At 68.6% G+C, this 11770-nt stretch carries 15 protein-coding genes; 8 read left to right on the forward strand and 7 right to left on the reverse strand.

The annotated features are described in order from the left end of the window. Positions 1 to 2: 2 nt before the first annotated feature. The gene (locus NO345_RS06400) at positions 3 to 554 is read right to left on the reverse strand and encodes a nitrous oxide reductase accessory protein NosL (RefSeq protein ID WP_256297503.1); all 552 of its coding nucleotides are present in this window, start codon (positions 552 to 554) and stop codon (positions 3 to 5) included. 206 nt (positions 555 to 760) lie between these two features. Here NO345_RS06400 and NO345_RS06405 point away from each other — a divergent pair, with 206 nt between their 5' ends. Next, positions 761 to 1063 (forward strand): DUF5779 family protein, encoded by a 303-nt coding sequence (locus tag NO345_RS06405; protein ID WP_256297505.1) that lies wholly within the window; start codon positions 761 to 763, stop codon positions 1061 to 1063. A gap of 2 nt (positions 1064 to 1065) precedes the next feature. Here the strand turns inward: NO345_RS06405 and NO345_RS06410 are convergent, their stop codons facing one another. Together NO345_RS06410 and NO345_RS06415 are read right to left on the reverse strand one after the other, a co-directional pair. Next, positions 1066 to 1746 carry a VOC family protein gene (locus NO345_RS06410; protein WP_256297507.1) on the reverse strand — a complete coding sequence of 227 codons (681 nt, stop codon included), beginning with the start codon at positions 1744 to 1746 and terminating at the stop codon, positions 1066 to 1068. 61 nt (positions 1747 to 1807) lie between these two features. Further along, positions 1808 to 2656, reverse strand: coding sequence for a class I SAM-dependent methyltransferase (locus NO345_RS06415; protein ID WP_256297509.1), 849 nt, complete (start codon positions 2654 to 2656; stop codon positions 1808 to 1810). 111 nt (positions 2657 to 2767) lie between these two features. On the opposite strand from NO345_RS06415, the gene NO345_RS06420 reads away from it, so the two are divergent. Continuing rightward, entirely contained in the window at positions 2768 to 3454 is a 687-nt protein-coding gene (locus tag NO345_RS06420) for a hypothetical protein (RefSeq protein WP_256297511.1), read from the forward strand. Between the two features lie 12 nt (positions 3455 to 3466). On the opposite strand, the gene NO345_RS06425 is transcribed toward NO345_RS06420, so the two are convergent. Further along, positions 3467 to 3964 (reverse strand): hypothetical protein, encoded by a 498-nt coding sequence (locus tag NO345_RS06425; RefSeq protein WP_256297513.1) that lies wholly within the window; start codon positions 3962 to 3964, stop codon positions 3467 to 3469. A gap of 86 nt (positions 3965 to 4050) precedes the next feature. Further along, positions 4051 to 5355, reverse strand: a complete 1305-nt coding sequence (gene aglM / locus NO345_RS06430) for a UDP-glucose 6-dehydrogenase AglM (protein ID WP_256297515.1) — start codon at positions 5353 to 5355, stop codon at positions 4051 to 4053. A 186-nt stretch (positions 5356 to 5541) separates the two neighbouring features. Here aglM and arcD point away from each other — a divergent pair, with 186 nt between their 5' ends. Together arcD and NO345_RS06440 are read left to right on the forward strand one after the other, a co-directional pair. Then, positions 5542 to 7023, forward strand: a complete 1482-nt coding sequence (gene arcD / locus NO345_RS06435; RefSeq protein ID WP_256297517.1) for an arginine/ornithine antiporter ArcD — start codon at positions 5542 to 5544, stop codon at positions 7021 to 7023. 52 nt (positions 7024 to 7075) lie between these two features. Continuing rightward, entirely contained in the window at positions 7076 to 7489 is a 414-nt protein-coding gene (locus NO345_RS06440; protein ID WP_256297518.1) for a JAB/MPN domain protein-containing protein, read from the forward strand. 31 nt (positions 7490 to 7520) lie between these two features. Here NO345_RS06440 and NO345_RS06445 read toward each other — a convergent pair whose 3' ends face one another. Further along, the gene (locus NO345_RS06445; protein WP_256297519.1) at positions 7521 to 7730 is read right to left on the reverse strand and encodes a ribbon-helix-helix domain-containing protein; all 210 of its coding nucleotides are present in this window, start codon (positions 7728 to 7730) and stop codon (positions 7521 to 7523) included. Positions 7731 to 7825: 95 nt separating this feature from the next. On the opposite strand from NO345_RS06445, the gene NO345_RS06450 reads away from it, so the two are divergent. After that, positions 7826 to 8146, forward strand: coding sequence for a DUF5789 family protein (locus tag NO345_RS06450; protein ID WP_256297520.1), 321 nt, complete (start codon positions 7826 to 7828; stop codon positions 8144 to 8146). Between the two features lie 28 nt (positions 8147 to 8174). Here NO345_RS06450 and aglJ read toward each other — a convergent pair whose 3' ends face one another. Next, on the reverse strand, positions 8175 to 9149 hold the full coding sequence (gene aglJ, locus NO345_RS06455; RefSeq protein WP_256297521.1) for an S-layer glycoprotein N-glycosyltransferase AglJ: 975 nt from the start codon (positions 9147 to 9149) through the stop codon (positions 8175 to 8177). Positions 9150 to 9245: 96 nt separating this feature from the next. Between aglJ and aglF the strand changes: the two genes are divergently transcribed. The 3 genes from aglF to NO345_RS06470 form a co-directional block, all read left to right on the forward strand. Continuing rightward, complete coding sequence (aglF, locus tag NO345_RS06460) at positions 9246 to 10037, forward strand: UTP--glucose-1-phosphate uridylyltransferase AglF (RefSeq protein WP_256297522.1); 792 nt, start codon at positions 9246 to 9248, stop codon at positions 10035 to 10037. Then, entirely contained in the window at positions 10038 to 11228 is a 1191-nt protein-coding gene (gene glmU / locus NO345_RS06465) for a bifunctional sugar-1-phosphate nucleotidylyltransferase/acetyltransferase (protein ID WP_256297523.1), read from the forward strand. It abuts the gene before it with no gap. A gap of 96 nt (positions 11229 to 11324) precedes the next feature. Next, the coding region (locus NO345_RS06470) for an NAD(P)-binding domain-containing protein (protein ID WP_256297525.1) at positions 11325 to 11770 on the forward strand (446 nt) is incomplete at its 3' end.

Raw genomic sequence — 11770 nt, forward strand, 5'->3', positions numbered from 1 at the left:
GTTCAGCGACCGACCAGCGCGGGGGTGATGTCGTCGAACGAGACCACCTCGCCGCCGTGCTCGCCGGCGAACGCGTCGGCGTCTCCAGCATCGGAGAACGGGACGAAGTCCGCACCCATCGCCCCGTTGACGTCGCTGCCGACGACGTAGGAGAGGTCACGCGCCGGTGCGAACGCATCGGCTTCGGGATGGGAGCTGATGTACGGGGCGTCGTCGGACGACGAGACGGTGTACTCGACCGACGAGTAGTCGGTGACGTAGACGGCCGCCGCGGTCCGACCCTGGTCCCGGTTCTCGAAGAGATGCGGGAACAGGCACTGTTTGAGGGCGTCGAACCGGAACGGCGCGTCGTGCTCGTCGGGGGTGTAGTCCTGCCAGAATATCTGTCCGTTGGGGCCGGGGTGGTTCGCGATGACCATCCCGCAGTTGTCGCAGGCGTCGCTGCTGCCGATGGTGATGGCGGCGGGTGCGTCGTCGCCGTCGCCGCCGAGACAACCGGCTAGCGCGGTGGCGGCGAGCGCGCCGCTCGCGCCGAGGACCCTGCGTCTCGACACGTCGTGTTCGGGTGCGTCCGTTCGGTGGGTGCAGTGATCGTCGTGGCACATGATGGAACAGGTCCGAGCGGAGGACCGCTCGGCCTAATATTGTGCTCGCAGAACAATATCAATGCCGATGGTGCTTTGCAACTGGTAATCGGCGCAAACTACTTGTGTCGGGTGGGAGGCGAGGATTTTTCTCGTGGCGATTCGAGTACTCCCCCATGAGCAACTTCGACCTGGACCTGAACGCGGTCGAGGACCACCTGCCCGACGAGGCGGAAGACGGGGAGGACCTCGCCGGTGCCGTCGAACTCGGCCACCTGGACGGCTCGACGCCCGACGAGGAGTGGGTGGAGACCGTGATGAGCGGGCGCATCCTCGTCCTCAACGTCGAGGGCGATGTGAACGAGCTCGCGTCGGGGTTCGCCCGCGAGATCAAGAACGAAGGCGGCGGCCTCGTCCACTTCCGCGGCTTCCTCATCGTCTCGCCGCCGGGTATCGAGATCGACAGCGACCGGGTCTGAACTCAGGCGTCGGTCACGGTCAGGTAGTGCCCGTCCGGGTCGCGGATTCTGACGCCGTCGTCCACCGGTTCGACAGCGCAGGCAGCGTCGCCGATGGCCTCGCGGGCGGCCGCGGGGTCGCCCTCGAAGCCGAGGTCGACGTGCAGCCCGCCGCGTGCGTCCGCCAGCCCGAGGTGTGGCTCCCAGAGCTCCAGCGCCATCGGCCCCTGGAGCCGCGTCCGGACGCGGTCCTCGCCACGGTCGACGGGCTCGAAGCCGAGATCCGTGTAGAACGACTCCGCCCGACCGAGGTCCTCGACCTCCAGGACGACCTCGAAGATACCGTCGATGCCCGGACCGTCGACGTTCGTCTGCCCGAGTTCCACGCAGTTACCGTCGGGGTCGTAGCAGTACAGCGACCGGGCGTCGCCGAAGACGTGCTCGTCGAGGTCGAAGCCGGGTTCGAGATGGTCCCACCAGTCGTCGTACTCCCCGGCCGGGACGGAGAACGCGAAGTGGGTGTGGACGCCGCCCCGTGGGACCGTGGACGGTCGCCGGAGGACGAGGTCGGTGTCGCCGGCGGCGTAGACGACGCCGTCGTCGCCGCGTCGCAGCTCGGTCATGTCGAGCGTGTCGCCGTAGAAGGCGGTGGCCGGGTCGAGGTACTTGACCTCCAGCCCGAGCCGGGAGAGCGCGTCGAGCATACCGCGGGGTTCGGGCCGGGGCGGCTTAAGCGTGGACGGCGGGGCCGCGCCGGGTCGACGGTCAGGGAACCCGGGCGACGCCGAGCATGTGACTCGACAGGTCGACCACGCTCCGGTCCTCGCGAAGCTGGTCGTTCACCTCGCGGACGACCCGTCGGCGGTCGTCGTCGAGCCCGTCGAACTCGTCGCGACGGGTCGAGGCGACGCCCTCCAGCGCGGCCAGGGTCTCGACGGTGAGGCCGCCGGCTTCGAGCAGTTCCTCGAGTTCGTCGGCCCGGAAGAAGTGGCAGTCCGCCATCGCGGGCTCGACGTCGTGCTCGGCGCAGCGTTCGCCGGTGTAGTCGCCCGACTCCACGAGGTCGGGGAGGATGGGGTAGTCGGCCGCCCCCGCCTCGAACCGTTCCCGGCCGGTGTGGTGGACGGTCGTGAGCACCGCCGAGAGTCGCCCCATCACCGAGACGAAGACGGGGCCGCCGGGTCGGGTGACCCGGCGTAGCTCCCCTACAGCGGTCTCGCGCTCGTCTGCGTCGACGACGTGCGAGACGGGGCCGCCGAGACAGAGCGTCGCGTCGAAGCTGTCCGCGTCGAACGCGAGGTCGCGCACGTCGCCCTTCTCGACGGTCACGCGGGCGTCGAGCTCTCGCTCGCCGACCTGCTCGCGGGCGAGGTCGAGCTGTCGCTCACTCAGGTCGACCAGCGTCACCTCGTAGCCCTGCTCGGCCAGCCAGACGGTGTAGCGTCCCGCCGCGCCGCCAACGTCGAGGACGTGCCCCGAGTCGGGGAGGTAGCGCTCGAGGTACTCGACGGTCCCCTCCCACTCCAGCCGGTGGAAGAAGTCCCGCTCCAGTCGCTCCCACTCGCGCTCGCCGTACTCGTCGTAGAACGCCTCGGGGTCCGTTGTATCCGTCATGGTCGGTGCGACGAGCGCGGACGGAAAAGGCTTGCCGAAGGTGTGGCTCTGTGTGTCGAACCACCTGCCGCGAGCCCCCATTTTATCCGGAACCGGCCCCATCGAACGGGTATGGGAATGAAAGGCTCCGGCACGGCCGAGGCGTTCCGGGTCGTGAACGACGGCGACCACGGCTTCGGCTGGATCGCCTACCCGGACGAGGAGATGCAGCGCGCGTCGGTCGCGCTGGTCGGCGACGACGACGAGGTGTGGGTGTGCGACCCGGTCGACGTGCCCGGGCTGGACGACCTGCTCGAGGAGCGCGGCGAGGTCGCGGGCGTCGTCGTCACGCTGGACCGGCACAAGCGCGACTCGGCGGCGGTCGCGAACCGCCACGACGTGCCGGTCTACCTGCCGACGTGGTTCACCGGCGTCGCGGACGACCTCGACGCGCCGGTCGAGCGGTTCGGGAACGAGCTCGGCGAGTCGGGCTTCCGGACCCTCCGCCTGCGGGACGGGCGGTTCTGGCAGGAGGCCGGTCTCTACAACGAGGAGACGGGGACGCTCTGGGTGCCCGAATCTGTGGGTACGTCGAGCTACTTCCTCGCGAAGAGCGAGCGCCTCGGCGTCCACCCGGCGCTCCGGGCGTTCCCGCCGCGGCGCGCGCTCGGGAACCTGACGCCCGAACGGGTGCTCGTCGGCCATGGCGAGGGCGTCGAGACGGACGCGAGCGCGGCGCTGGCCGACGCGCTGGCGGGGTCGCGAAAGCGGATGCTCGGCGTGTACGCGAAGACGGCGCGGAACGCGCTGCCGTTCTGAGGACCCGGCGTCTCACAGTTGCTCCGACGTGATCGTCTCGGCAAGGAGGAGGTAGCCAGCCAGCAGCGGGACGAGCTGGACCCTGTGTGGGCAGTAGTACGCACATGGGTCGGCGGCGAACGATGCGGCGACTGATGGCCCGAAGAACGGCGACCAGTCGTAGAACACGTGGAGTTCCTCGACGCCGCTGCAGCCGGCACCGAGACAGGCGGTCAACGGGATCGGCAGCGCTGCGACGCCGAAGCACACCGCGCCGAGCAGTGCGGACCGCCACTGCTCCGACAGTACCGCCTGCACGCGGGCACCGACGACGAGTCTGAGGACACCGACGAGGAACAGGAACAGGAGAGCGAAACCGGCCGCGCCGACGTGGCTGAACGCCGGATGAACCGCGACGGACGCGGACCCGACGACGAGGACGGTGAGCGCACCCCAGAGCACCAGCACACGGAACGACAGGTAGCGACGGGCTCGCTCTCGAATCCGCGAGACGGTGTCTGTGGAGGACATAATTCAAGAAACCACATCCAACTGGTATAAAATGTCCCCCGCACAGAGCGACTGACTGACGACGTGGTGGACCGGAACCGGTTGCCCTACCAGGTCAGGCCCTCGTACGTGATCCCGTCACGACGCTCGATCACGTGTCGGCCGTCGACCACCACGGAAGTGGCCATCGCGTCGAACTCCGAATCCAGCGCGGCGAACTCGTCCCAGTCGGTGACGACGGCGCAGGCGTCCGCGCCCTCCAGCGCGGCGGCCGCGGAGTCGGCGAACTCGACGTCGACCTCGGGGTGTTTCTCGCGGAACTTCTCGGTGGCGACGGGGTCGTAGGCGACGACCGTCGCGCCGCGTTCGCGCAGGCCCTCGACGACCGGGACGGCGCGGGAGCCGCGTACGTCGTCGGTGCCGGGCTTGAACGAGAGGCCGAGGACGGCGACGCGCGCGCCGTCGAGGTCGACGTGGTCGGCGAGCAGGTCGAGCAGGCGCTGGGGCTGGAGGTCGTTCACCTCGACGGCGGCGTTCAGCATCGGCGGTTCGTAGCCGGCGTGCTCGGCGGCGGCGATGATGGCGGCGACGTCCTTCGGGAAGCAGGAGCCACCCCAGCCGAGGCCGGAGCGGAGGAACCGCTCGCCGATGCGGTCGTCGAGCCCGATGGCGTCGGCGACCTCGTAGGCGTCGACGTCGAACTCCTTGCAGACGTTGCCGATGTCGTTGATGAGGCTGACCTTGCTCGCGAGGAACGCGTTGTTGGCGTACTTGATCATCTCGCCCTCCCGCAGGCCGGTCTCGACGACGGCCGGGTCGGCGTCCTCGATGACTCCGGCGTAGAGCTCGTGGAGTCGGTCCAGCGCCCACCGGTCACCGTCGTCGACGCCGAAGACGATCTTCTGGGGGTTCCGGAAGTTCTCGACCGCCGAGCCCATCTGGAGGAACTCGGGGTTGACCGCGACGTGGACCGACTCGCCGACGGGCTCGCCGAGCTCTGCTTCGAGCGTCGGGGCCACGAGCTCGTCGGTCGTCCCGGGGACGACGGTGCTCTTGACGACGACGAGGTGGTCGCCCGCTTTCGCGGCGAGCTGTTCGCCGAGCGAGCGTGTGGCCGCCTCGACGATGCCCGTGTCGATGCTGCCGTCCTCGCGGGAGGGCGTCCCGACCGCGACGAACGTCACGTCCGTCTCGCGGACGGCCTCGTAGTCTGTCGTCGCGCGGAGCCGTCCGCCGGCGTGCTCGTCGAGCAGCTCGTCGAGCCCGGGCTCGTGGATGGGCGACCGGCCGTCGTTGATCGCGGCGACGAGCTCCTCGTCGATGTCGACGTTGACCACGTCGTGCCCGTCGTCGGCCAGACAGGCCGCGACCGTGGTGCCGACGTAGCCGCTCCCGATGATGCTGACGTCCATTACCGCCCAGTTCATCGGGGCGGCTAATGACGATGGTGGTCTCGGACGAAGCCGGAGCCACGACCGATAGCGACGTCGTTCCGGACCTGCCGACAGCGTCTCCCACGGGACGTGGGACCATATTTCATGCTTTGTGGGAATAAAACCACTCAATTTAATTACTCACAGTAGTTAGCATCGCCAACCGTGACTGACCGAAGTTTCGACCCACGAACCTACGCGGATCTCGATCCCGCACGGCGACCGAGCCTCGGGCAGGCGCTGGTCCCCGTACTCGGCGTCGTGGTCTTCCTGGGCGTCGGCTCGGGCTACCTCGGGCTCGCCCCCCACGCCCCGCTGCTATGGAGCATCGTCCTGACCGCCGCCGTCGGCAAGCACTGGCTCGGATTCGACTGGGACGACCTCTACGAGGGCATCGCGGACAGCCTCCTGATGGGACTGCAGTCCATCCTCATCCTGTTCGTCATCTACGCGCTCATCGCCACCTGGATCAGCGCGGGGACGATCCCGGGGCTGATGTACTACGGGCTCTCGGTGCTCACCCCCGCGGTGTTCCTCCCGGTGACGGCCGTGCTGGCGGCGCTGGTCGCCTTCGCCATCGGCTCGTCGTGGACCACCGCGGGCACCCTCGGCGTCGCCTTCATCGGCATCGGCTCCGGGCTGGGCATCCCCGCACCGATGACCGCCGGGGCCATCCTCTCCGGTGCGTACGCCGGGGACAAGCAGTCGCCGCTCTCGGACACGACGAACCTCGCGGCTGCGGTGACCGACACCGACCTGTACGACCACATCCACGCGATGCGCAACGGCACGGCCGTCGCCTTCGGACTGGCCGTACTCGGCTACGTCGTCCTCGGACTCCGCGCCGGCGGAGCGATCCCCGCGGGCCGTGTCGCCGAGATACAGGGCGCGCTGGCCGGCACCTACGACCTCTCGGTGCTCGTCGTGCTGCCGCTCGTCGTCACGTTCGGACTCGCGCTCCGGGGCTACCCGGCGCTCCCGACCCTCGTCGCCGGTGTCTTCGCTGGCGTCGCGACGACCGTGCTCGTCCAGGGCGTCGCCTTCACCGCCGCGTGGGACGTGTTCCTGAACGGCACCAGCCCGGAGACCGGTGTCGAGGTCGTGACTGATCTGCTCGAAAGCGGCGGGCTCGCCGGCTCCGCGTGGACCATCTCGGTCGTCGTCGCCGCCCTCGCGCTCGGGGGCCTGCTCGAACGCGTCGGCGTGCTGGCAGTGCTCGCCCACCGGCTTGCGGCCGCCGTCCGCGGTCCGCGCGGCCTCGTCGCCGGCACCGGCGTCTCCGCCATCGTCGTCAACGCGTTCTCCGCCCAGCAGTACATGAGCATCGTCGTCCCCGGCATGACCCTGCGGAACCTCTACGACGAGTACGGGCTCGACAGCGACGACCTCTCGCAGGCCGTCGAGGCGGCCGGCACGCCGACGGGCGCGCTCATCCCGTGGCACGCCGGCAGCGTCTACATGGCCGGCGTGTTCGGCGTGCTCCCGTGGGCCGGCGAGTTCGGGCTGGCGGGCTTCGCGCCGTACTACTTCTTCGCGTACCTCTCACCGCTGGTGCTGTTCGCGAGTGCGCTGCTGGGACTCGGGTTCGACGCCGGCGGCGAAATGGAGGGAATCCCCCGCCCGAGCACCACTGCAGCCGACGACTGACCTGCCGCCGGCGACCAAATCCCTTTAACGCGTCGGCCTGCTACCATCCCCCGTGGTACATCTCACACGGGGCCTGCTCGAGACGTTGCTCGACTTCGCCCGGGAGGCCGACCCGGAGGACGTGACGGTGTCGCTCGCCGTCACGGCCGCCGGCGACCTCGACGGTGCCGAGGACCTCTCGTCGGAGACCCCGGTGTTCACCGACTTCTACATGCCCGACACCGGCAGCTCGGTCTCGGCGGTGTTCGGCGTCGACCTCTCGACGCCGCCCGGGCAGACCCACGGCCGGTTCGTCTCGCACGCGACGGGCGAGCTCGCGGTCTCCCGCGAGGACGAGCTCCACGCCGTCGTCTTCGTCGCCGCGCCGCCCTGGGGCGTAGAGAACGTCCGGGCGTTCGACCGCTCCGGCCGGCGTCAGGAGATGCACGTCGTCGACGCGGTCCCGCCCGAGGGCTCCATCGAGTAGCCGAGGACCGCGTTCTGCGCCGCCCCGTCGGTCACTCCAGATAGCCCAGGTCGCGAAGCTGTTCCGTTATCTCCTCGAACTCCGCCTCGGTGAGCTCGCCCTGTCGCTGGTGCTGGATGACGATGCTCCGCAGCAGGAACCGCACGAGGTCCGACGTCGAGGAGAAGCTCGTTCCTTCGATGGTCTCCTCGACGCGGTCCGCGAGGTCCTTCGGGATGGAGACGGTGGTGTAGTCGGTCACGTCCGGTGAGTGCCGGTCAGCGATATTGGGCCTTGCGGAGCCGCGGCTCCGTGTCCGAAGGATTTTGGCTCACGAGCCGTAAAGACCGAGTAACGATGGGAATGCGCCCGCCGTCGAACGACACGGACGAGCCGACCTCGGTCGAGTTCGGTATCGCGGCGGTCGACGCCAGACTCGACGAGTACGACATCTCCTACCCGGTGACGAAACCGGAGCTCGAACGACGCATCGGCCACCTCGACGTCGCCTACGACATGAAGGGCAACACGATGTCGATGCGCGACGCGCTCGACCGGGTCGACCGGACCGAGTTCGCGGACGAACAGGCGCTCCTGAACGCGCTCCACCCGGTGTTCGAGCGACGCCGCGAGAAGGGAACCATCTTCGACCGCATCCGGTCCAGCCTGCCGTTCTAGACGCCACCGCTCCGTCCGGCGGCGCCGTTCAGTCCTCGCCCGACTCCGACGAGAGGTCGGTCCCCGTCTCCTCGGCGATGCGCTCGATGCGCTCGCGCTGCTCCCGGTGGAGAACGACCATCGTGTCCGCGAGCACGCCGAACATCGCGAGCTGGACGCCGACGAGCAACAGCACGCCCGCCAGCATCGCGAGCACGTCGTGGGGGATGCCCTTGGCGAACCACTCGTAGCCGACGTAGGCGGCGATGCCGACGCCCATCGCGCCGAGGATACCGCCGACGGTGCCGAAGTAGAACAGCGGGTTGTGCGTCTTCGAGCGCAGGTACAGCGTCAGCAGGATGCCGCCGCCGTCGCGGAACGGCCGGAGGTTCGTCTCCGAGCCGTCCGGCCGCGCGAGGTAGGTGATGTCGACGACCTCCGTCGTGATGTCGTGCCGCGCGCACTCGACGGCGAGTTCGGTCTCGATGCCGAAGCCCTCCGCGCTGAGCGACATCAGCTCGAACGACTCACGCGTGAACGCCCGGTAGCCGGAGAGGATGTCGCCGAAGTCCTGCCGGTGGACGAGCCGGAAGCCGCCGTTGATGACGCGGTTGCCGAACTGGTTGAGCCGCGTCATCGCGCCGGACTCCATGTCCGCGAAGCGGTCGCCGACGACGTGCTCCGCGCGACCGGCCCGGAGCGGTTCGAGCATCGCGTGGGCGTCTTCCGGCTTGTACGTGCCGTCACCGTCGAGCATCAGCACGTACTCTGCGTCGATGCGCTCGACGCCCTCGCGGACCGCCTCGCCCTTGCCGGAGCCACGCCCGCTCCCGGTCTGGAGGACGACGCGTGCGCCGTGCTCTGCGGCGATCTCGCGGGTGCCGTCGGTCGAGTGGCCGTCGACGACGAGGACGTTCTCGAACCCCTCGTCGCGCAGGCCCGAGACGACCTCGCCGATGGTCTCCGCCTCGTTGTACGTCGGCACCAGCACGCAGACGTCGTCGTCGTCGTCCGTCTCGGCCATCGCACGGAGTTCGACGTGGCGGCCGCAAAAGAGTTGCTGTCGGTGACGGGTAGGAGGACTAAAACTATTTACAGCCGGGGAAGCCGATATGGACGTATGAAAGCTGTCGTACTCGCCGCCGGCAAGGGCACCCGCCTCCGCCCCCTGACCGACGACAAACCCAAAGGAATGGTCGAGGTCGACGACAAGCCCATCATCACGCACTGTCTCGAGCAACTGCGCGACCTCGGAGCCGACGAGTTCGTCATCGTCGTCGGCTACCTCAAGGAGAAGATAATCAGCCACTACGGCGACGAGTTCGAGGGTATCCCCATCACGTACGCCCACCAGCGCGAGCAGAAGGGCCTCGCCCACGCGCTGCTCACCGTCGAGGAGTACATCGACGACGACTTCATGCTCATTCTCGGCGACAACATCTTCCGCGCGAACCTCCAGGACGTCGTCCGCCGCCAGCGCGAGGACCGCGCCGACGCCGCGTTCCTCGTCGAGGAGGTGCCGTGGGAGGAGGCGAGCCGCTACGGCGTCTGTGACACCAACAAGTACGGCGAGATCGTCGACGTCGTCGAGAAGCCCGACGACCCGCCGTCGAACCTCGTGATGACGGGCTTCTACACGTTCACGCCCGCCATCTTCCACGCCTGCCACCTCGTCCAGCCCTCCGGCCGCGGCGAGTACGAGATCAGCGACGCGGTCGACCTGCTCATCAAGAGCGGGCGCACCATCGACGCCATCCGCATCGACGGCTGGCGCACCGACATCGGCTACCCGGAGGACCGCGACGAGGCCGAGCGCAAGCTCCAGGCCGCTGACGAGGCCGGTGCGGACGAGGACGCGAGCGCAGCCGACGAGGAGACCGAGGAAGCAACCGCAGGGAGCGGGTCCGAGTAGATGCAGGCGGTCGTCGTCGCCGCCGGCGAGGGCACCCGGATGCGACCGCTGACCGCGAACCGCCCGAAGCCGACGCTCCCCGTCGCTGGGACGCCACTCGTCGAGCGTGTGCTGGACGCCGCCGCGCCGTACGTCGACGGCTACGTCCTCGTCGTCGGCTACCGCGACGAGGTCATCCGCGACCTCGTCGGCCACGAGTACCGTGGCCTACCGGTCGAGTACGTCGAGCAGACCGAACAGCTCGGGACCGCACACGCCGTCGGTCGAGCCGCGGACGCCGTCGACGGTCGCTTCCTCGTGCTGAACGGCGACGTCGTCGTCACCGACGAGCTGGTGGCCGGGCTGGTCGACGCCGGTGGGACGGCCGTCGCGACGAAGCCCGTTCCCGACCCCTCGAACTACGGCGTCGTCAGCCACGACGATGGACGGCTCACCGAGCTGGTCGAGAAGCCCGAGGACCCGCCGTCGAACCTGGCGAACCTGGGGCTCTACGCGTTCGAGGAGTCCGTCTTCGACGCCATCGACCGTACAGAGTTGAGTGAGCGCGGCGAGTACGAGATCACGGACTCCATCGGCCACCTGCTCGAGGATGGGGAACACGTCTCGGTTGTGGAGTACGACGGGCCCTGGTTGGACGTCGGCCGCCCCTGGGAGCTCCTGTCTGCGACGGAGACGCTGCTGGAGGGGCTAGAGGGTCGCGTCAAGGGTGACGTCGAGGACGGTGCGACGCTGTCGGGCGCGGTCGTCGTCGAGGAGGGGGCTCGCGTCCGTGATGGAGCGTACATCGAGGGCCCAGTGGTGGTGCAGTCTGGCGCTGACGTCGGCCCGAACTGCTTCGTCCGTGGTGCGACGGTGATCGGGCCGGACGTTCGAGTTGGGAATGCGGTCGAGGTGAAGAACTCAGTGTTGATGAATGGGACGAACGTGGCACACCACGCGTACGTCGGCGACTCGGTGTTGGGTCGCGACGTGAACTTCGGGGCCGGGACGAAGGTTGCCAATTTGCGCCACGACGACGAGAACGTCCGGATGACCGTGAAGGGCGAGCGGGTCGATACCGGACGGCGGAAGTTCGGCGTCGTGTGCGGCGACGAGGCGAAGACCGGTATCAACTCGAGTTTGAATGCCGGTGTCGTGTTGGGAGCGGGGGCGACGAGTGAGCCCGGCGAGGCGGTCATGCGTGACCGGTGAATCGACCACCGGCTCAGCCGACCGTGCACCTCGTGACGGGCCACGGGCCCGACGCACAAAGGAAAACTTGATACCCGCACACTGGCCACGTCCGCTATGAGAATCGGCATCATCGGCGGCGCGGGCCACGTTGGGCTTCCCATGGGTATCGTGCTCGCCGACGCGGGCTTTTCGGTGACGCTCATCGACACGGACGAGGAGCGTTTGCGAACCGTGGAGGACGGCGAACTCCCGTTCAGTGAACCCGGAGGTGAACCCCTTCTGGAGTCGGCACTCGAGGCCGACCGTCTCGACACCACGGCCGACATCGGGGCGACGGCGGACTGCGACGTCGTCTTCATCGTCATCGGGACGCCAATCGACGAGCACCACAACCCCCAGATGGACGTGCTCCTGGGAGTCGTCGACGAGGTCATCGACCACATCGAGGAGGACACGCTGCTCGTGTTCCGTTCGACCATCTACCCCGGGACGACGAACATCGTCTGCGACCGGCTCGAGGACGCGGGCCACGAGGTCGGCGAGGACGTCTATGTCACCTT

The organism is Haloarchaeobius salinus (assembly GCF_024464185.1).
Classification (GTDB): Archaea; Halobacteriota; Halobacteria; order Halobacteriales; family Natrialbaceae; genus Haloarchaeobius; species Haloarchaeobius salinus.

Excerpts from the sequence above, each read along its gene's own strand:
- NO345_RS06405 (WP_256297505.1), top strand. The coding sequence starts at position 761 with ATGAGCAACTTCGACCTGGACCTGAACGCGGTCGAGGACCACCTGCCC.
- NO345_RS06410 (WP_256297507.1), bottom strand. The coding sequence starts at position 1,746 with ATGCTCGACGCGCTCTCCCGGCTCGGGCTGGAGGTCAAGTACCTCGAC.
- NO345_RS06415 (WP_256297509.1), bottom strand. The coding sequence starts at position 2,656 with ATGACGGATACAACGGACCCCGAGGCGTTCTACGACGAGTACGGCGAG.
- NO345_RS06420 (WP_256297511.1), top strand. The coding sequence starts at position 2,768 with ATGGGAATGAAAGGCTCCGGCACGGCCGAGGCGTTCCGGGTCGTGAAC.
- NO345_RS06425 (WP_256297513.1), bottom strand. The coding sequence starts at position 3,964 with ATGTCCTCCACAGACACCGTCTCGCGGATTCGAGAGCGAGCCCGTCGC.
- aglM (WP_256297515.1), bottom strand. The coding sequence starts at position 5,355 with ATGGACGTCAGCATCATCGGGAGCGGCTACGTCGGCACCACGGTCGCG.
- NO345_RS06450 (WP_256297520.1), top strand. The coding sequence starts at position 7,826 with ATGGGAATGCGCCCGCCGTCGAACGACACGGACGAGCCGACCTCGGTC.
- aglJ (WP_256297521.1), bottom strand. The coding sequence starts at position 9,149 with ATGGCCGAGACGGACGACGACGACGACGTCTGCGTGCTGGTGCCGACG.
- aglF (WP_256297522.1), top strand. The coding sequence starts at position 9,246 with ATGAAAGCTGTCGTACTCGCCGCCGGCAAGGGCACCCGCCTCCGCCCC.
- glmU (WP_256297523.1), top strand. The coding sequence starts at position 10,038 with ATGCAGGCGGTCGTCGTCGCCGCCGGCGAGGGCACCCGGATGCGACCG.